Origin of the sequence: Pseudomonas sp. p106 (genome assembly GCF_003936645.1) — a bacterium.
Taxonomy (GTDB): Bacteria; Pseudomonadota; Gammaproteobacteria; order Pseudomonadales; family Pseudomonadaceae; genus Aquipseudomonas; species Aquipseudomonas putida_E.
Genome location: NZ_RHQR01000036.1, coordinates 1 through 19,569, shown reverse-complemented (window position 1 = coordinate 19,569; position 19,569 = coordinate 1). Strand labels below are relative to the sequence as shown.

Here is a 19,569-nt window from a genome sequence, read left to right as displayed (position 1 = left end):
CAAGAATCTCCATTGCTGCACAGATCTTGGGGCCGCTGCGCAGCCCTTTCGCGACACAAGGCCGCTCCTACCACAGGACCGAGTCGCCCATAGAGGATTTTGAATCATGCACCAATGGATCAACGCCCTCGCCGACCACCAGGCCCGCGGCGAACCCTGCGTACTGGTGACCATCATCGAGGAGCGCGGCTCGACCCCGCGCAATGCCGGCTCGAAAATGGTCGTCAGTGCCACAGCCCTGTATGACACCATCGGCGGCGGCCATCTGGAATTCAAGGCGCTGCACATTGCCCGGGCAATGCTCGAAGAACACCGCACCACGCCGCATCTGGAGCGCTTCAGCCTCGGCGCCAGCCTCGGACAGTGCTGTGGCGGCGTCACCGTGCTGCTGTTCGAGCCCATGACCGCTGTACAGGCGCAAATCGCCGTGTTCGGCGCGGGCCATGTCGGCCGGGCTCTGGTACCCTTGCTCGCCGCCCTGCCCTGCCGGGTGCGCTGGATCGATTCGCGTGAACAGGAATTCCCCGAGCTCATCCCCAACGGGGTGACCAAGGTGGTCAGCGAAGAGCCGGTCGACGAAGTGGCCGAGCTGCCAGCCGGTTGCTACTGCATCGTCATGACCCACAACCACCAGCTCGACCTGGAGCTGACCGCCGCCATTCTCAAGCGCAACGATTTCACCTGGTTCGGCCTGATCGGCTCGAAGACCAAACGGGTCAAGTTCGAACACCGCCTGCGCGAGCGCGGCTTTGACGAGGCCGTGATGGCGCGCATGCGTTGCCCGATGGGTATCGCCGAGGTCAAGGGCAAGCTGCCGATCGAAATCGCCGTGTCCATCGCCGGCGAAATCATTGCCACCTACAACGCCTGCTTTGGCCAGCATGACGCTGGCGTCAATGCGGGCCCCATCGCCCAGTTGCTGCCGCCCTCCCGGCGCAGCCAAGCCAATTGACGAGTGAGTTATGACCGTTACCCGCAAAGCCTACCGTGCCGCCATCCTGCACAGCATCGCCGACCCGGCCGAGGTGGGCCTGGACGCCTCCCATGAGTACTACGAGGACGGCCTGCTGGTGATCGACGAGGGTCGCATCAGTGCATTGGGTCATGCCAGCGAACTGCTGCCGACGCTGGATGCCGACATCGAAGTGGTGCATTACCAGGACGCCCTGATCACCCCGGGCTTCATCGACACCCACATTCACTTCCCGCAGACCGGCATGATCGGTTCCTACGGCGAGCAACTGCTGGACTGGCTCAACACCTATACCTTCCCCTGTGAAAAGCAGTTCGCCGACAAGGATCACGCCGACAAAGTGGCGAAGATCTTCCTCAAGGAACTGCTGCGCAACGGCACCACCACTGCGCTGGTGTTCGGCAGTGTGCACCCGCAGTCGGTCAATGCACTGTTCGAGGAGGCCGAGCGCCTGGACCTGCGCATGATCGCCGGCAAGGTGATGATGGACCGCAACGCCCCCGACTACCTGACCGATACCGCCGAAACCAGCTACACCGACAGCAAGGCGCTGATCGAGCGCTGGCACGGCAAGGGCCGCCTGCACTACGCGGTAACCCCGCGCTTCGCGCCCACCAGCACCGCGCAGCAATTGAAGCTTGCCGGGCAGTTGCTCAAGGAGCACCCGAGCGTCTACATGCACACCCACCTGTCCGAGAACCTCAAGGAAATCGACTGGGTCAAGGAACTGTTCCCTGAGCAGAAAGGTTACCTGGACGTCTACGACCACTTCGAACTGCTCGGCGAGCGCTCCGTTTTCGCCCACGGCGTACACCTGTGCGACGACGAATGCCAGCGCCTGTCCGAGACCGGCTCGGCGATCGCCTTCTGCCCGACCTCGAACCTGTTCCTGGGCAGCGGCCTGTTCAACCTGCCCCAGGCCGAACGCTTCAAGGTAAACGTAGGCCTGGGTACCGACGTCGGCGCCGGCACCAGCTTCTCGCTGCTCAATACCCTGAACGAGGCGTACAAGGTCATGCAGCTGCAAGGCGCGCGCCTGCACCCCTACAAGTCGCTGTACCTGGCCACCCTGGGCGGTGCCCGTGCGCTGCGCCTGGATGACCGGATCGGCAGCCTGCGCCCCGGCAACGATGCCGACTTCGTGGTGCTCGACTACAAGGCCACGCCGCTGCTTGACTACCGTATCCAGCAATCAGGCAGCATCGAAGAGACCCTGTTCGTGCTCACCACCTTGGGCGATGATCGCACCGTGCGCGAAACCTACGCCGCCGGGCGCTGCGTGCACCAGCGCTAAGGCACTTTCGCCAGGCCCCGGTAAAGTGCGCCGCCGATCGCTGCCCCGATCAGCGGCGCCAGCCAGAACAGCCACAGCTGCTGCAAGGCCCAGCCACCGACGAACAGCGCCGGCCCCGTGCTGCGCGCGGGGTTGACCGAGGTATTGGTCACAGGGATCGAGATCAGGTGGATCAGGGTCAGGGCAAGGCCGATGGCGATGGGTGCAAAACCCGCCGGGGCCCGAGCGTCGGTTGCGCCCATGATCACCACCAGGAACATCGCGGTCATCACCACTTCACTGACAAAACCTGCGCCCAGCGAGTAACCGCCTGGCGAGTGGTCGGCATAGCCGTTGGACGCCAGGCCCGCCGACAGCTCGAAGCCGGCCTTGCCACTGGCGATGAAGTAGATCACCGCTGCCGCGCAGATCGCACCGATCACCTGAGCGATGACGTAAGGCAGCAACTCTTTGGCCGGAAAACGCCCGCCCACTACCAACCCGAAGGAAACGGCAGGGTTCAGATGACAACCGGAGATGTGGCCAATGGCGAATGCCATCGTCAGCACGGTAAGACCGAAAGCGAAGGCGACACCGAGAACGCCGATGCCGAGGGGAGAGCTGGCTGCGATTACCGCACTGCCGCAGCCGCCGAGTACCAACCAGAAGGTGCCGATCAGCTCGGCTCCCATGCGCACACCCAAAGACGTCGACATGAACCTTTCCTCATGTAGTTGAACGCAGGAGACTGCGCAAGCCCAACTACTTGATGAAGGTTTGCTCACAAGAATCTAGCAGACGTTTGGTTTATGGCCACTCATTCAGCCAGGCAAACGATCAACCCTTGAGCGAAACCTTGGGTTTTTTCAGCAGATGCGAAAACACCGCATGCAGATCGTCCGAGGCACTCTCCTCGTCCAGGTTGAGCTTGCTGTCGATATGATCCATGTGATGCATCATCAGGCTGACCGCCTGCTCGGCATCACGCGCCTCGATGGCATCGATCAGTTGCATGTGCTCGTCGTAAGAGCAGTGCGAGCGGTTGCCGCTTTCGTACTGGGCAATGATCAGCGACGTCTGCGACACCAGGCTGCGCTGGAAGCTGACCAGCGGGGCATTGCCAGCCGCCTCGGCCAGCTTCAGGTGAAACTCGCCGGACAGCCGGATGCCGGCACCACGGTCGCCCCGCGAGAAGCTGTCACGCTCTTCACGCACCATGTGCCGCAGTTCGTTGAGCTGCTCGAGGGTGGCGTGCTGTACGGCCAGTTCGGTGATGGCGCGTTCGACCATGCGCCGGGAGAAGAACACCTGGCGCGCCTCTTCGACCGTCGGGCTGGCCACCACGGCACCGCGGTTGGGCCGCAGCAGCACAACGCTTTCGTGGGCCAGGCGCGACAAGGCACGACGGATGATGGTACGGCTGACGCCGAATATCTCGCCCAGCGCTTCCTCGCTCAACTTGGTGCCCGGTGCGAGTCGCTGCTCGAGGATCGCCTCGAAGATATGCGCATAGACGATATCGTCCTGGGTACCGCTGCGGCCAGCCTTGCCGGCACGTGCAGGTTTCTTCAGAGGTTGCAGCTGTTCGTTCATGGGCTCTCGAGGCACGAAGGAAAGTATGGCGGCATTGTACACAGGCTGAGCCGTTTCTGCAGGTGGGCTTTTAGCTATATAGCCGATGCGCGGCATATTGTGCGCACAAAAGATAAAACATTATTTGCTTTCTTTGTACACAAAAGCATAATCCATCGAGCAACTTCTTGACCCGCAAGTCAACAAAGCGGCGTCAGACGTCTGCCATCCCTCGCGGAGCCACCAAGTGCATTGCGCAGGTCACTGGCTCCAAGAACAACAAGAAAGACTTGAGGAGTACCGCTGTGGAAAGCCGCAAATCCGACGCACCTACGCTGGATCTCGCTCCGCCGCTCGAAACGAGCTGGCTGGAGCGGATTTTCAAACTCAAGCAACACGGCAGTACCGTCAAAACCGAAATGATCGCCGGGGTGACCACCTTCATCACCATGGCGTACATCATCTTCGTCAACCCCAACATCATGGCTGACGCCGGCATCGATCACGGCGCAGCATTCGTCGCCACCTGCATCGCCGCAGCACTGGGCTGCCTGCTGATGGGCCTGTACGCCAACTGGCCGGTGGGCCTGGCGCCGGGCATGGGCCTCAACGCGTTTTTCACCTACACCGTGGTCGGGACCATGGGCTACAACTGGGAGACAGCGCTGGGCGCGGTATTCGTATCGGGTGTGCTGTTCATGTTCCTGACCCTGTCAAAGGTCCGCGAGTGGCTGCTCAACAGCATCCCGGTAAGCCTGCGACATGCCATGGGGGCCGGCGTCGGATTGTTTCTCGGGCTGATCGGCCTCAAGACCGCAGGCATCATCGTCGACAGCCCGGCCACGCTGATCAAGCTGGGCTCCATGCATGAACCAGGCCCACTGCTGGCGGCCCTGTGCTTCCTGTCGATTGCCATCCTCAGCTACAAACGCGTGTTCGGCGCCATCCTGATCAGCATTATCGGCGTCACCCTGGCAGGCTGGGGCCTGGGCCTGGTGAAATTTGGCGGCGTGATGTCGATGCCGCCGAGCCTGGCCCCCACCTGGATGGCCATGGACGTGGCCGGCGTGTTCAACGTGAGCATGATAAGCGTGGTACTGGCGTTCCTCTTCGTGCACATGTTCGACACCGCCGGCACCTTGATGGGCGTCGCCCAGCGGGCCAACCTGGTGGCGCCGGACGGCCGTATCGAAGGCCTGTCGAAGGCATTGAAGGCGGACAGCGCATCCAGCGTGTTCGGTGCCGTGGTTGGCGTACCGCCGGTAACCAGCTATGTGGAAAGTGCCGCGGGTGTTGCCGCAGGTGGCCGCACTGGCTTGACCGCAGTGGTGGTTGGCCTGCTGTTCGTGGCGGCGATGTTCTTTGCACCGCTGGCCGGGATGATTCCAGCCTACGCGACTGCAGGCGCACTGATTTACGTGGCCATGCTGATGATGGGCAGCATGGCGCACATCCATTGGGATGAAGCCACCGACAGCATCCCGGCGATCGTCACGGTGATCATGATGCCGCTGACCTTCTCGGTGGCAGACGGTATTGCCATGGGCTTCATCACCTATGTGGCGCTGAAGGCCGGTACCGGCAGGTACAAAGAGATTTCGGCCAGCCTGTGGGTGCTGTGCGCGATCTTCATTGCCAAGTTCGTGTTCCTTTGACTTGAACCGCACTAACAAAAGGCGTCTCGGCGCCCTTTGTTAGTGCAGGAGCAGCCACGTCAGCCGGCAGCCTGCTATTTCTGTCAGGTGAAAGATGCACTGGGGACTGATACAACGCTTGCAAATACCACAGGCGCTATCCTCAGAGACTTACCCATGCACGATTTGGCCCTCCCCACCTGTGCCTATACCGCATACGGCTTCGCCGTATCAGGCAAAAGCCGGATTGGTTTCAATGGCGAGTTCCGGGAACCGGTTTCCGGCCTTTACCACCTCGGCAACGGCCACAGGACATTCAGCCCCACACTGATGAGATTCTTGAGCCCGGACAACTTCAGCCCATTCAGACAAGGTGGTTTGAATGCTTATGCATATTGCCTGGGAGACCCAATAAACCTCACCGACCCCCAGGGAACCAGCCCTTTTCTAAAAGGCGTCGCCAAAACGCTCAAGAATATATTCATACCCGGCGATATACCGATCGAACAGTTCTCCCCTACCCGCAAACGCCTACACGAACAGGTCGACACGTCTTCCCAATGGGGACAGGCAACAGCGGCCATCAACAAGGCACTGGGCAGTAATGGCGATGGCAGCATTCCTGACTGGAAGGCTGAAAGCTATATCCAGCGATCTCTGGATGCCTCCTCAAGTCTCAATCCACACAAGCGACATAGCCTGAGCGAGCCGTCTCTCTTTTTCGGTTCCAGTTGGGAGTGGGGCCAAGTGGCAGTAGAGGCTTTTCAACGCGGAAACACCGAACAGGCGGGGGCTGCAGCGGTCGGGATAGTCTTCAATTCTGCGGGCGGGATCCTGGTAGGCTCCACAGTTCATTCACACTATAAAACGGGGCGGATGTTATTAGCGCCAGCAGATCAGCTAACAAACATTCGAGACTAACGGTTCTGCACGGATTGCCTGGGAGGTGGGGATTGGGAGGTGTACGCCCGGGGTTATGGCGAAGCGCAAATAAAGCGCCACGTGGGCGGCGCTGGATCTTTAGGGCAACATCACCACCCAGGCACGCACCCGCACCGCCAAGTACCCGCAAAAAGACGGACGAAAAAAAGCCCGCCAGTGTGAGAGCGGGCCAAGGACCTACGAAGATTCTTCTAGCGACCAACTAGCTCCCGCGATAGGTCGAATAGCTATACGGCGAGATCAGCAGCGGCACATGGTAGTGCTCCTGCTTCTCGTCGATGCCAAAGCGCAGCACAACAACATCCAGAAACGCCGGCTCCGGCAGTTGTACGCCGCGAGCACGGTAGTAGGCGCCAGCACTGAACTGCAGCTGGTAAACGCCAGTACGGTAATCGTCACCCTGCAACAGCGGCGCATCGACGCGGCCATCGCTGTTGGTCAGGGCAGTGTTCACCAGCTCAAGCTGCTGGCCTTCGACACGGTACAGCTCGACCTTGATCGCGCTGCCCGGGCAGCCGTGAGCTGCATCCAGTACGTGTGTAGTCAAACGTCCCATTGCTTGTCGCCTCTTGTTCAATCTGTGGGCAAAAAATACACAGCCATTCGCACGGCAAGGAACCTGCGATGGGCGGGAATGCCGTTATTAAGACATTTCGTCGACAGATTGTACACAATTTTTTGAGCCCTTCCGTCGAGGCCCGCTCGAACGGGTCAATAGTCGCAAATACAGGCGCTGTGCCGACGCCAATCTCATTAACTGACCAATCAGGCAGGTTTCTTGCAACAGATTCTCAGGCGACAAAAGGGAAGAAATGCGGAAAAACAGGCTTACAAATGATTTCAGAAGTTGTATACAATCAGCCCATCCGGTGGTGCGACATCCCGACGCGGCCCGCCCACCCCCCGCACTAACGCACAAGAAGGAAGACTGCAGTGAGCGCTGACTATCCTCGCGACCTGATCGGTTACGGCAACAACCCACCTCACCCGCAATGGCCGGGCAATGCCCGCATCGCGCTGTCTTTCGTCCTGAATTACGAAGAAGGTGGCGAGCGCAACATCCTGCACGGCGACAAAGAATCCGAAGCCTTCCTGTCCGAGATGGTCGCTGCCCAGCCGTTGCAGGGCCAGCGCAACATGAGCATGGAGTCGCTGTACGAATATGGCAGCCGGGCCGGCGTATGGCGCCTGCTCAAGCTGTTCAAGGACAGCGGCGTGCCGCTGACCGTGTTCGCCGTGGCCATGGCTGCCCAGCGCCATCCGGACGTGATCCGCGCCATGGTCGAAGCCGGCCACGAGATCTGCAGCCACGGCTACCGTTGGATCGACTACCAGAACATGGATGAGGCCCAGGAGCGCGAGCACATGCTCGAGGCCATCCGCATCCTCACCGAACTGACCGGCGAACGCCCGGTAGGCTGGTACACCGGCCGCACCGGCCCCAATACCCGCCGCCTGGTCATGGAGGAAGGTGGCTTCCTCTACGACAGCGATACCTACGATGACGACCTGCCCTACTGGGAACCGAACAACCCGACCGGCAAGCCGCACCTGGTGATCCCCTACACCTTGGACACCAATGACATGCGCTTCACCCAGGTACAGGGCTTCAACTGCGGCGAGCAGTTCTTCCAGTACCTCAAGGACGCCTTCGATGTGCTGTACGCCGAAGGTGCCGAAGCGCCGAAGATGCTTTCCATCGGCCTGCACTGCCGGCTGGTCGGCCGCCCGGCGCGCCTGGCCGCGCTCAAGCGTTTCGTCGACTACGCCAAGAGCCATGACCAGGTCTGGTTCGCCCGTCGCGCGGACATCGCCCGCCACTGGCACGCCACCCACCCGTACAAGAAAGAGAACGCCTGATGACCGCCTTCAAGACCCTCAAGCCATCGACCTTGGACCGTGACACCTTCGTCAAGGTCTTCGCCGACATCTACGAGCATTCGCCGTGGGTCGCCGAAAAAGCCTACGACCTGGGCCAGCTGGACGAGCTGAACGAGATCGAAGCGCTGCACCAGCGCATGAGCGACATCCTGCTCAGTGCCAACCACGCCGACCAGTTGGCGCTGATCAACGCTCACCCGGACCTGGCCGGTAAAGCCGCCATCCAGGGCGAGCTGACCGAATCGAGCACCAACGAACAGGCCGGCGCCGGTATCCACCAGTGCACCGCCGAAGAGTTCGCCCGGTTCACCGAACTGAACGATGCCTACAAGGCCAAGTTCCAGTTCCCGTTCATCATGGCAGTCAAGGGCAGCAACCGGCACCAGATCCTCGCCGCTTTCGAAAAGCGCATCCATAACGACACCGATGCCGAATTCAAGGAAGCCCTGGCGCAGATCAACCTGATCGCCCTGTTCCGTCTGCTGCAGCTGTAACCGGCGCGGCAACGTTAGAGCCTTATCCAGAACAACGAACATAGAAGAGATAACCGCATGCGCACCCTGATGATCGAGCCCCTGACCAAAGAAGCCTTCGCCCCCTTCGGTGACGTGATCGAAACCGATGGCAGTGACCACTTCATGATCAACAACGGCTCGACCATGCGCTTCCACAAGCTCGCCACGGTCGAGACCGCCGAGCCTGAAGACAAAGCGATCATCAGCATCTTCCGCGCCGACGCGCTGGACATGCCGCTGACCGTGCGCATGCTGGAACGCCATCCGCTGGGCAGCCAGGCTTTCATCCCGCTGCTCGGCAACCCCTTTCTGATCGTGGTCGCGCCCGTTGGCGATGCACCTGTATCAGGCTTGGTCCGTGCCTTCCGCAGTAATGGCAGGCAGGGCGTCAATTACCATCGCGGCGTTTGGCACCACCCGGTGCTTACGATCGAAAAGCGGGATGATTTCCTGGTGGTTGATCGCAGTGGTTCCGGCAACAACTGCGATGAGCATTACTTCACCGAGGAACAGATGCTGATCCTCAATCCCCACCAATAAGAAAAGGTCGATCATCGTTCGGTGATCGGCAGAGGTACATACTGTGGAAGCACACCTTCACGAATGGCTGAACCTGAGCATTCGCTGGGTTCACATGATCACCGGCGTGGCCTGGATCGGTGCATCGTTCTACTTCGTCTGGCTGGAAAACAACCTGAACCGGAGCAATCCGCGTGACGGGCTGTCGGGTGACCTTTGGGCCATCCACGGCGGTGGTATCTACCACCTTGAGAAGTACAAGCTGGCGCCGCCGAAAATGCCCGAGAACCTGCACTGGTTCAAATGGGAAGCCTACTTCACCTGGATGTCCGGTATCGCCCTGCTGTGCGTGGTGTTCTACTGGAACCCGACCCTGTACCTGCTGGCCCCTGGCAGCACCCTGAGCGGTGCCGAGGGCGTGGCCATCGGTATCGGTTCGCTGGTGGCCGGCTGGTTCATCTACGACCTGCTCTGCGATTCGCCACTGGGCAAACGCCCGGCACTGCTTGGCGCCGTGCTGTTCGTACTGATCATCGCCGCCTGCTGGGGCTTCAGCCTGGTGTTCAGCGGCCGTGGCGCGTACCTGCACACTGGCGCGATCATCGGCACCATCATGGTCGGTAACGTGTTCCGCATCATCATGCCGGCCCAGCGCCAGCTGGTGGCAGCGATCGAGAACAACACCACCCCCGACCCGCGCCTGCCGGCCAAAGGCCTGCTGCGTTCGCGTCACAACAACTACTTCACCTTGCCGGTGCTGTTCATCATGATCAGCAACCACTTCCCGAGCACCTACGGTAGCCAGTACAACTGGCTGATCCTGGCCGGCATTGCCGTAGCCGCGGTACTGATCCGCCACTACTTCAACACCCGCCACGACAGCAGCAAGTACGCCTGGACCCTGCCGGCCGGTGCCCTGGCGATGATCTGCCTGGCTTACGTCACCGGCCCGAAACCGATGGCTGTTGCCCCTGAGCAGGCCGCAGCGAAGGTCGAGTACCAGCCACTGCCAGCGACGGCAGTAGGTGGCAAGACCGCTGCCGAACAGCGCGCCGAGGACGCTGCCAAGGCGGCCCAAGCGCCTGCCGCACCGGCTCAAGCCCCAGCCCAGGCGACTGCGCAGGCCGGTGGCGGCGCCTTCGACAAGATCCACACCGTCATCCAGGAACGCTGCACAGTGTGCCACTCGTCGAAACCGACCAGCCCGCTGTTCAGCACCGCCCCTGGCGGCGTGGTGTTCGACACCCCGCAGCAGATCCAGGCCCAGGCCGCGCGCATTCAGGCGCAAGCGGTCGCCAGCCAGATCATGCCGCTGGGCAACATCACCCAGATGACCGTCGAGGAGCGCAAGCTCGTCGGTGACTGGATCGCCAAAGGCGCCCAGGTCAACTGATCGAAGCCGCACGCTTCAAGCTTCAAGCTGTAAGTCCCAAGTAACAAGCAAGCATCGAGCGTCAGGCTCCAACGCGGATCACCAAGCTTCTTCCTGAAGCTTGCCGCTTGGAGCTTGCCGCTTGGATCCGAGAATAAAAACAAAACTCGAGGTGCTGCATGTCCGAGTCACGCAAGGCGTACATTCCTGTGGCGCCACCGCGCGAACCTCTGCCCCTGTTCCAACTGATCCTGGTCGGCCTGCAACACGTTCTGCTGATGTACGGAGGTGCGATTGCCGTGCCTTTGATCATCGGCCAGGCAGCCGGATTGTCCCGTGAAGAAGTCGCTTTCCTGATCAACGCCGACCTGCTGGTCGCAGGCGTAGCCACCATCATCCAGTCGTTCGGTATCGGCCCGGTAGGGATCCGCATGCCGGTGATGATGGGCGCCAGTTTCGCTGCCGTCGGCAGCATGGTGGCCATGGCCGGCATGCCTGGCGTAGGCCTGCAGGGGATCTTCGGTGCAACCATTGCCGCCGGGTTCTTCGGCATGCTCATCGCGCCGTTCATGTCCAAGGTCGTACGCTTCTTCCCGCCGCTGGTCACAGGTACCGTGATCACCTCGATCGGCCTCTCGCTGTTCCCGGTCGCAGTCAACTGGGCCGGTGGCGGCCATGAGGCAGAAGCCTTCGGCTCGCCGATCTACCTGATGGTGGCAGGCCTGGTGCTGGCCGTGATCCTGTTGATCAACCGCTTCATGCGTGGCTTCTGGGTCAACGTGTCGGTGCTGGTAGGCATGGGCCTGGGTTACATCCTGGCCGGTTCCATCGGCATGGTCGACCTGTCCGGCCTGGGCCAGGCACCGTGGCTGCAAGTGGTGACGCCACTGCACTTCGGCATGCCGACCTTCAGCCTGGCACCGATCCTGTCGATGTGCCTGGTGGTGGTGATCATCTTCGTCGAGTCCACGGGCATGTTCCTCGCCCTGGGCAAGGTGACCGATCGCGAAGTCACCCCAGGGATGCTGCGCCGGGGCCTGCTGTGCGATGCCGGCGCGTCGTTCATCGCCGGGTTCTTCAACACCTTCACCCACTCCTCGTTCGCCCAGAACATCGGCCTGGTGCAGATGACCGGGGTACGCTGCCGCTATGTCACCGTGGTGGCAGGCGCGCTGCTGATCCTGCTCAGCCTGCTGCCCAAGGCGGCTTACCTGATCGCCTCGATTCCGCCTGCAGTGCTGGGTGGTGCGTCCATTGCCATGTTCGGCATGGTCACCGCCACCGGGATCAAGATCCTTCAGGAGGCAGACATCGGCGACCGCCGCAACCAGCTGCTGGTTGCGGTCAGCGTCGGCTTCGGCCTGATCCCGGTGGTCCGCCCGGAGTTCTTCGCACAGATGCCGCAGTGGATGGAACCCATCACCCACAGTGGTATCGCCATGGCCACGGTCAGTGCCTTGGTGCTGAACGTGCTGTTCAACATCCTCGGTGGTGCCGACCGCGCGGCGCACAACGACGCCTGTCACCAGCATTGAGCCAAGCGGGGCGGCGCCGTGCGTCGCCCCTGCTCTTGTCCGTTGTAACTGCCACACCGTCGGCCCGCCGGAATGGGCCGCCCGGGGCGCCTGCGCGCCAAAAAATCCGCCAACAAAAACAATAAGTCCGGGAATCACAACATGAAGCGCATCGCATCAACCCTGTTGCTGGGCAGCAGCCTGCTGGCCACCCTCCCCTCGCATGCAGGCGAATGGCTGCTGTGGCACGGCGAAAGCCTGACCTATCTGTATGGCAAGGACTTCAAGGTCAACCCAGACATTCAGCAGACCATCACGTTCGAGCACGCCAACAAATGGAAGTACGGCGACACCTTCCTGTTCGTCGACAAGATCTTCTACAACGGCAAGCCCGATGCCAGCAAAGGCGTGACCACCTACTACGGTGAGTTCAGCCCGCGACTGTCGTTCGGCAAGATCTTCGACCAGAAGCTCGCCTTCGGCCCGATCAAGGACGTGCTGCTGGCAATGACCTACGAGCGTGGCGAAGGCGACAACGAGGCCTACCTGATCGGCCCCGGTTTCGACCTGAACATTCCCGGCTTCAACTATTTCACCCTCAATTTCTACCTGCGCAACACCGAAGGCGGCCGCCCTGGCGATGACGTCTGGCAGATCACCCCCGGTTGGTCGTACACCATTCCCGTGGGCAGGTCGGACATTCTGATCGACGGCTACATGGACTGGGTGCCCGACAACGACCAGAACAGCCGCGGCACCTATCACGCCAACCTGCACTTCAACCCGCAGGTCAAATACGACCTGGGCAAAGCGCTCAACCTGGGCGCCAAACAGCTGTATGTAGGCTTTGAGTACAGCTACTGGAAGGACAAGTACGGCATCGACAGCCGCGGCAATCTGGAGAGTAACCAGAGTGTCGCCAGCGCCCTGATCAAGGTACATTTCTGAAAACCTGATCAAACGCCCAAGTTTGATACACGCTGCTCCAGGACGGAGCACTTGAGGCCAGGCGCGCAAGCCAGTAATCTGCGCGCCCCCTCGAACAGGGCAGGATGGATCCTGCCCGCGTTTACTGACCGCTCAGTCAATGAATTCGGGCGGTTGGCCAACGCGTTGCCAGCCGGAAATACCCATTTTCAGCCGTTCAGAACGAGTCGAGCAGGAAGGTTGTAGCCAATCCGGAAAGTTGGCGCAGCTCTTGCCAAACAACTGTGGCCAATCGAAAAAAGCTGACTCAAAAGACAAAAAAAGCGCCAATACCGAGCGCTGACAACAGACCAATCAAGGGAGCGACACTCGCAATGCGTACCATCAATAGCCTGATTCTCGCGGGCGGCCTGCTGGCCTGCGGCACCACCTACGCCGATGACCTGCTGCAGTGGCAGAACAACAGCCTGACCTACCTGTGGGGCAAGAACTTCAAGGTCAACCCGGCGATCCAGCAAACCGTCACCTTCGAGCACGCCGATGGCTGGAAGTACGGCGACAACTTCGTCTTCGTCGACAAGATCTTCTACAACGGCAAGAAGGACTCGGGTAACGGCGACAACACCTACTACGGTGAAATCAGCCCGCGCCTGTCGTTCGGCAAGATCTTCGACCAGAAGCTGGCATTCGGCCCGGTCAAGGACGTGCTGCTGGCAATGACCTATGAGTTTGGCGAGGGTGATACCGAGTCCTACCTGATCGGCCCTGGCTTCGACCTGGACATCCCGGGCTTCGACTACTTCCAGCTGAACTTCTACCAGCGCACCACCGACGGCAGCCGGGCCGGTGACAACGTCTGGCAAATCACCCCGGTATGGTCGTACACCATCCCTGTGGGCTCCTCCGACATCCTCATCGACGGCTTCATGGACTGGGTGGTCGATAACGACGAGAACCGCCGCGGTACCTACCAGGCCAACCTGCACTTCAACCCGCAGGTCAAATATGACCTGGGCAAGGCGTTGCACCTGGGCGAGAAGCAGCTGTATGTGGGCTTTGAGTACGACTACTGGAAGAACAAGTACGGCATCAAGGATTCCGACGGGTTCACCACCGACCAGAACACTGCAAGCTTCCTGGTCAAGGTTCACTTCTGATCCAGGGGGGCTGCTGTGCAGCCCTTTCGCGACACAAGGCCGCTCCAATCGCCGAGCGGCCTTGTGTCGCGAAGGGCCGCAAGGCGGCCCAATTCACCATCATCGAGCCGGGCGCAGCACTCGCCACAACTTGCCAAATCCGCTGACCACCGCCAACACCACGGCCCCCGCAACAATCCCCACCCCACCATTGAGCAACGCGCCAGTAAGCGCCCCGCCCCGCCCTTCACTGAACGCCTCGATGGCGTGATGCAGCGGCGCAACACCGTGTACCAGAATCCCGCCACCGACCAGGAACATCGCCGCAGTCCCGATCACCGACAGGCTTTTCATCATGTAGGGCGCCGCCCGCAGAATGCCGTTGCCCACCACCTGGGCCGCTTTCGAGGCTTTCTGAGTCATCCACAAGCCCAGGTCATCGAGCTTGACGATACCGCCCACCAACCCATAGACACCCACGGTCATGACGATCGCAATGCCCGACAGCACGATGATCTGCTGAGTCAGCGGCGCATCGGCCACAGTGCCCAAGGTGATGGCGATGATTTCTGCCGAGAGGATGAAGTCGGTGCGCACCGCCCCCTTGATCTTGGTCTTCTCAAAGGCCACCAGGTCGACGTTCGCATCGGCAACGGCTTCGCTGCGCGCACTGTGCTCGGCAGCATCCTCCTCCTTGCTGTGCAAGAACTTGTGCGCCAGCTTTTCGAAGCCTTCGAAACACAGGTACGCACCACCGATCATCAGCAGCGGCGTCACCGCCCATGGGATGAACGCGCTGATCAGCAGCGCCGCCGGCACCAGGATCGCCTTGTTGACGAACGAGCCCTTGGCCACCGCCCACACCACCGGGATCTCGCGCTCGGCGCGCACACCGGTGACCTGCTGGGCGTTGAGTGCCAGGTCGTCGCCCAGCACACCTGCGGTTTTCTTCGCCGCCACCTTGGTCATCAAAGAGACATCGTCGAGTACCGTGGCAATGTCGTCGATCAGTACCAGTAAACTGCTTCCTGCCATGTCTGCCTGTTTCCCGTGAAATGAATGGGCCGGAGTCTAGCCCAAAGTCGCTGCCTTGAGCGCCCCTCGAGCCCGGTGCTACCATGCCCGATCCCTCTTAGAGGTGGCCAGACACGAGGAAGATCCCTGACCATGAGCACCATTCGCGAGCGCAACAAGGAACTGATCCTGCGCGCGGCCAGCGAGGAATTCGCCGACAAGGGCTTCGCCGCCACCAAGACCAGCGATATCGCGGCCAAGGCCGGCCTGCCCAAGCCGAACGTGTATTACTACTTCAAGTCCAAGGACAACCTCTACCGCGAGGTCCTGGAGAGCATCATCGCGCCGATCATGCAGGCGTCCACGCCGTTCAATGCCGACGGCGACCCCAAGGAAGTGCTGAGTGCCTACATCCGCTCGAAGATCCGCATTTCGCGAGACCTGCCGCATGCCTCGAAGGTGTTCGCCAGCGAGATCATGCACGGTGCGCCGCACCTCTCGCCCAACCAGGTGGAACAGCTCAACGAGCAGGCCCGCCACAACATCGAGTGCATCGAGCGCTGGATCGAGCGCGGGCAGATTGCCAAGGTCGACGCGCACCACCTGATGTTCAGCATCTGGGCGGCGACTCAGACCTATGCCGATTTCGATTGGCAGATTTCGGTGATCACCGGCAAGGCCAAGCTGGCCGACAGTGATTACGAAGCAGCAGCCGAAACCATCATTCGGCTGGTGCTCAAAGGCTGTGAGCCCGAGGCGGCCTGACAAGGCCAGTGGGGCTGCTCTGCAGCCCTGTCGCGACACAAGGCCGCTGTAGGAGCGGCCTCGTGTCGCGATAGGGCCGCAACGCGGCCCCGGCAATTTAAAGCCTTACGCAGCTACACCCGCATCCGCCGTCAACCCCGCCTCTTCGATCGCACTGATCGCACACTGCTCGTCGATATCCGACGTATCGCCGCTGATCCCTACGGCACCCAGCACCTTGCCGTCCTGATCGCGGATCAGCACGCCACCTGGCGCCGGCACCACCGGCCGCTCACCCACACCATTCAACGCGGCAAAAAACGCCGGCCGCTGCTGCGCATCCAGCGCCAGCAAGCGCGAGCCCTTGCCCAGGGCAATCGCGCCCCAGGCCTTGCCCGTGGCCACCTCAGGGCGAATCAGGCTGGCGCCATCTTCGCGCTGCAGGGCCAGCACATGCCCACCGGCATCCAGCACCACCACCGTCAACGGCGCAGCATTGATCTTGCGGCCCGCCGCCAGCGCCGCGTTCACCAGGCTGACAGCGACTTTCAGGTTCAAAGCGTTCATGGAAAGGTCCTCTTCTTGTTGTGAGAAGCCCGAGGGCAGTTGAAAATCGATCACTCAAATAGAACACAACTGCAACCACTTTTGTATACAATAAATTGAAACGATCGTATGCGATGACGCAAATCGCCGTTTTCATGGGCGCTCGGACGAAAGCAACCTCCCCCGATGAAAACCCATTGACCTGAACCGCCAGCCGTGAATACACTCTGGCACAAAGCAAGTTGTATACAATTACAAAATCGATGAGGCACAACCCATGAGCAAAATGAGAGCAATCGATGCAGCCGTTCTGGTCATGCGCCGTGAAGGTGTAGATACCGCGTTCGGCATCCCAGGGGCTGCCATCAACCCGTTGTACTCGGCCCTGAAAAAAGTCGGTGGCATCGATCACGTCCTCGCTCGTCACGTTGAAGGCGCCTCGCACATGGCCGAGGGTTACACCCGCGCCAACCCAGGCAACATCGGCGTGTGCATCGGCACCTCCGGCCCCGCCGGCACCGACATGGTCACCGGCCTGTACAGCGCATCGGCCGACTCCATCCCGATTCTCTGCATCACCGGCCAGGCGCCACGTGCCCGTCTGCACAAAGAAGACTTCCAGGCTGTCGACATCACCAGCATCGTCAAGCCCGTCACCAAGTGGGCGACCACCGTTCTGGAACCAGGCCAAGTGCCTTATGCCTTCCAGAAAGCCTTCTACGAAATGCGTACCGGCCGCCCAGGCCCTGTGCTGATCGACCTGCCGTTCGACGTGCAGATGGCCGAAATCGAATTCGACATCGACGCCTACGAGCCGCTGGTCGTCAACAAACCGTCCGCCACTCGCGTACAGGCTGAAAAAGCCCTGGCCCTGCTCAACGACGCCGAGCGCCCACTGCTGGTGGCCGGTGGCGGCATCATCAACGCCGACGCCAGCGACAAGCTGGTGGAGTTCGCCGAACTGACCGGCGTGCCCGTGATCCCTACCCTGATGGGCTGGGGCACCATCCCGGACGACCACGCTCAGATGGTCGGCATGGTCGGCCTGCAGACCTCGCACCGCTACGGCAACGCCACCCTGCTCAAGTCCGACCTGGTGTTCGGTATCGGTAACCGTTGGGCCAACCGCCACACCGGTTCCGTTGACGTTTACACCGAAGGCCGCAAGTTCGTTCACGTCGACATCGAGCCCACCCAGATCGGCCGCGTGTTCACCCCGGACCTGGGTATCGTTTCCGACGCAGGCCTGGCGCTGGACGTGTTCATCGAAGTGGCCCGCGAGTGGAAAGCCGCCGGCAAGCTGCAGTGCCGCAAGGCCTGGCTGGAAGACTGCCAGCAGCGTAAATCGAGCCTGCAGCGCAAGACTCACTTCGACAACGTGCCGGTCAAGCCGCAGCGCGTTTACGAAGAGATGAACCAGGTGTTCGGCAAGGACACCTGCTACGTCAGCACCATTGGCCTGTCGCAGATTGCCGGTGCACAGTTCCTGCACGTGTACAAGCCACGTCACTGGATCAACTGTGGCCAGGCCGGCCCGCTCGGCTGGACCATCCCGGCGGCACTGGGTGTGGTCAAGGCCGACCCGAAACGCAAGGTTGTGGCACTGTCGGGTGACTACGACTTCCAGTTCATGATCGAAGAGCTGGCCGTGGGCGCGCAGTTCAACCTGCCTTACGTACACGTGCTGGTGAACAACGCCTACCTGGGCCTGATCCGTCAGGCGCAGCGTGGCTTCGACATGGATTACTGTGTACAACTGGCGTTCGAGAACATCAACTCCACCGACGCCGCCACCTACGGTGTCGATCACGTCGCCGTGGTCGAAGGCCTGGGCTGCAAAGCCATCCGTGTCTTCGAGCCAGGTGAGATCGCCCCGGCCCTGCTCAAGGCACAGAAGATGGCCGAAGAGTTCCGAGTACCGGTCGTGGTGGAAGTGATTCTGGAGCGTGTGACCAACATTTCCATGGGCACCGAGATCAACGCGGTCAATGAGTTCGAAGACCTGGCGCTGGTCGGCAATGACGCGCCAACCGCCATCTCGATGCTGGACTGATCGCCTGACGCCCCCGTGCTGCGCCCTACCTGAGGGCGCCGGGGGCCTTCATCGCAAGGAGACACATCATGCCTCGCTTCGCTGCCAACCTGTCCATGCTGTTCACCGAACAGGACTTCCTGGCCCGCTTCAAGGCTGCCGCCGATGCTGGTTTCAGCGGCGTCGAATACCTCTTTCCGTACGACTTCAGCGCTGCCGAAATCAAGCAGCAGCTCGACGCCCACGGCCTGACCCAGGTGCTGTTCAACCTGCCGGCCGGTGATTGGGGCAAAGGTGAGCGCGGAATCGCCTGCCATCCCGACCGCGTCGAAGAATTCCGCGCCGGTGTCGACAAGGCCATCGAATACGCCAAGGTACTGGGCAACACCCAGGTCAACTGCCTGGCCGGCATTCGCCCGCAAGGCCTGCAGTGCGCCGACGTGCGCAAGACCTTTGTCGACAACCTGAAGTTCGCTGCCGACAAGCTCAAAGCCGCTGGCATTCGCCTGGTCATGGAAATGATCAACACCCGCGACATCCCGGGCTTCTACCTGAACACCACCCGGCAGGCCCTGGAAATCCAGGCCGAAGTGGGCAGCGACAACCTGTTCCTGCAATACGACATCTACCACATGCAGATCATGGAAGGTGACCTGGCTCGCACCATGGAAGCCAACCTGAAACTGATCAACCACATCCAGCTGGCCGACAACCCGGGCCGTAACGAACCGGGTACCGGCGAGATCAACTACCGCTTCCTGTTCGAACACCTGGACCGCATCGGTTACCAGGGTTGGGTAGGCGCGGAGTACAAGCCGCTGACTACCACCGAAGCAGGCCTGGGCTGGCTGAAGACACACAACGCAATCTAAGAACGCTCGCAGAACCTGCTGTAGGAGCGGCCTTGTGTCGCGAAGGGGCGCGCAGCGGCCCCTCGATCTCAGTTGCGCAGGCAATCTGCCGGGGCTGCTTTGC

General features: G+C 61.1%; 19 protein-coding genes. 14 read left to right on the top strand and 5 right to left on the bottom strand.

What is annotated here, in order from left to right; translation table 11 throughout:
• Positions 1-106: 106 nt before the first annotated feature.
• Together xdhC and guaD are read left to right on the top strand one after the other, a co-directional pair.
• Positions 107-952 (top strand): xanthine dehydrogenase accessory protein XdhC, encoded by an 846-nt coding sequence (xdhC, locus tag EGJ09_RS26105; protein ID WP_046785306.1) that lies wholly within the window; start codon positions 107-109, stop codon positions 950-952.
• Between the two features lie 10 nt (positions 953-962).
• On the top strand, positions 963-2,267 hold the full coding sequence (gene guaD / locus EGJ09_RS26100) for a guanine deaminase (RefSeq protein WP_125925154.1): 1,305 nt from the start codon (positions 963-965) through the stop codon (positions 2,265-2,267).
• Here guaD and aqpZ read toward each other — a convergent pair.
• Positions 2,264-2,962: an aquaporin Z gene (aqpZ, locus tag EGJ09_RS26095; RefSeq protein WP_119687520.1), complete on the bottom strand. Its 699-nt coding sequence runs from the start codon at positions 2,960-2,962 to the stop codon at positions 2,264-2,266. The genes guaD and aqpZ overlap by 4 nt on opposite strands.
• 121 nt (positions 2,963-3,083) lie before the next feature.
• Complete coding sequence (locus EGJ09_RS26090; protein ID WP_012315441.1) at positions 3,084-3,839, bottom strand: GntR family transcriptional regulator; 756 nt, start codon at positions 3,837-3,839, stop codon at positions 3,084-3,086.
• A gap of 284 nt (positions 3,840-4,123) precedes the next feature.
• Here EGJ09_RS26090 and EGJ09_RS26085 point away from each other — a divergent pair, with 284 nt between their 5' ends.
• Positions 4,124-5,473, top strand: a complete 1,350-nt coding sequence (locus EGJ09_RS26085) for an NCS2 family permease (RefSeq protein ID WP_012315442.1) — start codon at positions 4,124-4,126, stop codon at positions 5,471-5,473.
• Between the two features lie 156 nt (positions 5,474-5,629).
• Positions 5,630-6,373, top strand: coding sequence for an RHS repeat-associated core domain-containing protein (locus EGJ09_RS27145; RefSeq protein WP_125925153.1), 744 nt, complete (start codon positions 5,630-5,632; stop codon positions 6,371-6,373).
• A gap of 223 nt (positions 6,374-6,596) precedes the next feature.
• Here EGJ09_RS27145 and uraH read toward each other — a convergent pair whose 3' ends face one another.
• Positions 6,597-6,950: a hydroxyisourate hydrolase gene (uraH, locus tag EGJ09_RS26075; protein WP_012315443.1), complete on the bottom strand. Its 354-nt coding sequence runs from the start codon at positions 6,948-6,950 to the stop codon at positions 6,597-6,599.
• A 377-nt stretch (positions 6,951-7,327) separates the two neighbouring features.
• Here uraH and puuE point away from each other — a divergent pair, with 377 nt between their 5' ends.
• From puuE to EGJ09_RS26040, 7 genes are all read left to right on the top strand, one after another.
• A complete protein-coding gene (gene puuE / locus EGJ09_RS26070) occupies positions 7,328-8,254 on the top strand; it encodes an allantoinase PuuE (protein WP_012315444.1) in 927 nt (308 codons plus the stop codon).
• Positions 8,254-8,769, top strand: a complete 516-nt coding sequence (uraD, locus tag EGJ09_RS26065) for a 2-oxo-4-hydroxy-4-carboxy-5-ureidoimidazoline decarboxylase (protein WP_012315445.1) — start codon at positions 8,254-8,256, stop codon at positions 8,767-8,769. The genes puuE and uraD overlap by 1 nt, the downstream gene beginning before the upstream one ends.
• A 57-nt stretch (positions 8,770-8,826) precedes the next feature.
• Entirely contained in the window at positions 8,827-9,330 is a 504-nt protein-coding gene (locus EGJ09_RS26060; RefSeq protein ID WP_012315446.1) for an ureidoglycolate lyase, read from the top strand.
• A 43-nt stretch (positions 9,331-9,373) separates the two neighbouring features.
• A complete protein-coding gene (locus tag EGJ09_RS26055) occupies positions 9,374-10,702 on the top strand; it encodes a urate hydroxylase PuuD (protein WP_046785311.1) in 1,329 nt (442 codons plus the stop codon).
• A gap of 158 nt (positions 10,703-10,860) precedes the next feature.
• A complete protein-coding gene (locus tag EGJ09_RS26050; protein WP_012315448.1) occupies positions 10,861-12,216 on the top strand; it encodes a nucleobase:cation symporter-2 family protein in 1,356 nt (451 codons plus the stop codon).
• A gap of 141 nt (positions 12,217-12,357) precedes the next feature.
• Positions 12,358-13,143: an outer membrane protein OmpK gene (locus EGJ09_RS26045; RefSeq protein ID WP_012315449.1), complete on the top strand. Its 786-nt coding sequence runs from the start codon at positions 12,358-12,360 to the stop codon at positions 13,141-13,143.
• Between the two features lie 353 nt (positions 13,144-13,496).
• On the top strand, positions 13,497-14,279 hold the full coding sequence (locus EGJ09_RS26040) for an outer membrane protein OmpK (RefSeq protein ID WP_039601601.1): 783 nt from the start codon (positions 13,497-13,499) through the stop codon (positions 14,277-14,279).
• A 99-nt stretch (positions 14,280-14,378) separates the two neighbouring features.
• Here EGJ09_RS26040 and EGJ09_RS26035 read toward each other — a convergent pair whose 3' ends face one another.
• Positions 14,379-15,293, bottom strand: coding sequence for a DUF808 domain-containing protein (locus EGJ09_RS26035; RefSeq protein ID WP_046785312.1), 915 nt, complete (start codon positions 15,291-15,293; stop codon positions 14,379-14,381).
• A gap of 132 nt (positions 15,294-15,425) precedes the next feature.
• Between EGJ09_RS26035 and EGJ09_RS26030 the strand changes: the two genes are divergently transcribed.
• Positions 15,426-16,037 carry a TetR/AcrR family transcriptional regulator gene (locus EGJ09_RS26030; RefSeq protein ID WP_039604598.1) on the top strand — a complete coding sequence of 204 codons (612 nt, stop codon included), beginning with the start codon at positions 15,426-15,428 and terminating at the stop codon, positions 16,035-16,037.
• Positions 16,038-16,142: 105 nt separating this feature from the next.
• Here the strand turns inward: EGJ09_RS26030 and EGJ09_RS26025 are convergent, their stop codons facing one another.
• A complete protein-coding gene (locus tag EGJ09_RS26025; protein ID WP_012315453.1) occupies positions 16,143-16,583 on the bottom strand; it encodes a heme-binding protein in 441 nt (146 codons plus the stop codon).
• A 256-nt stretch (positions 16,584-16,839) separates the two neighbouring features.
• On the opposite strand from EGJ09_RS26025, the gene gcl reads away from it, so the two are divergent.
• Both gcl and hyi read left to right on the top strand, forming a co-directional pair.
• Positions 16,840-18,615: a glyoxylate carboligase gene (gene gcl / locus EGJ09_RS26020; protein ID WP_115274207.1), complete on the top strand. Its 1,776-nt coding sequence runs from the start codon at positions 16,840-16,842 to the stop codon at positions 18,613-18,615.
• 68 nt (positions 18,616-18,683) lie between these two features.
• Complete coding sequence (gene hyi, locus EGJ09_RS26015) at positions 18,684-19,466, top strand: hydroxypyruvate isomerase (RefSeq protein ID WP_012315455.1); 783 nt, start codon at positions 18,684-18,686, stop codon at positions 19,464-19,466.
• The last annotated feature ends 103 nt before the right edge of the window (positions 19,467-19,569 follow it).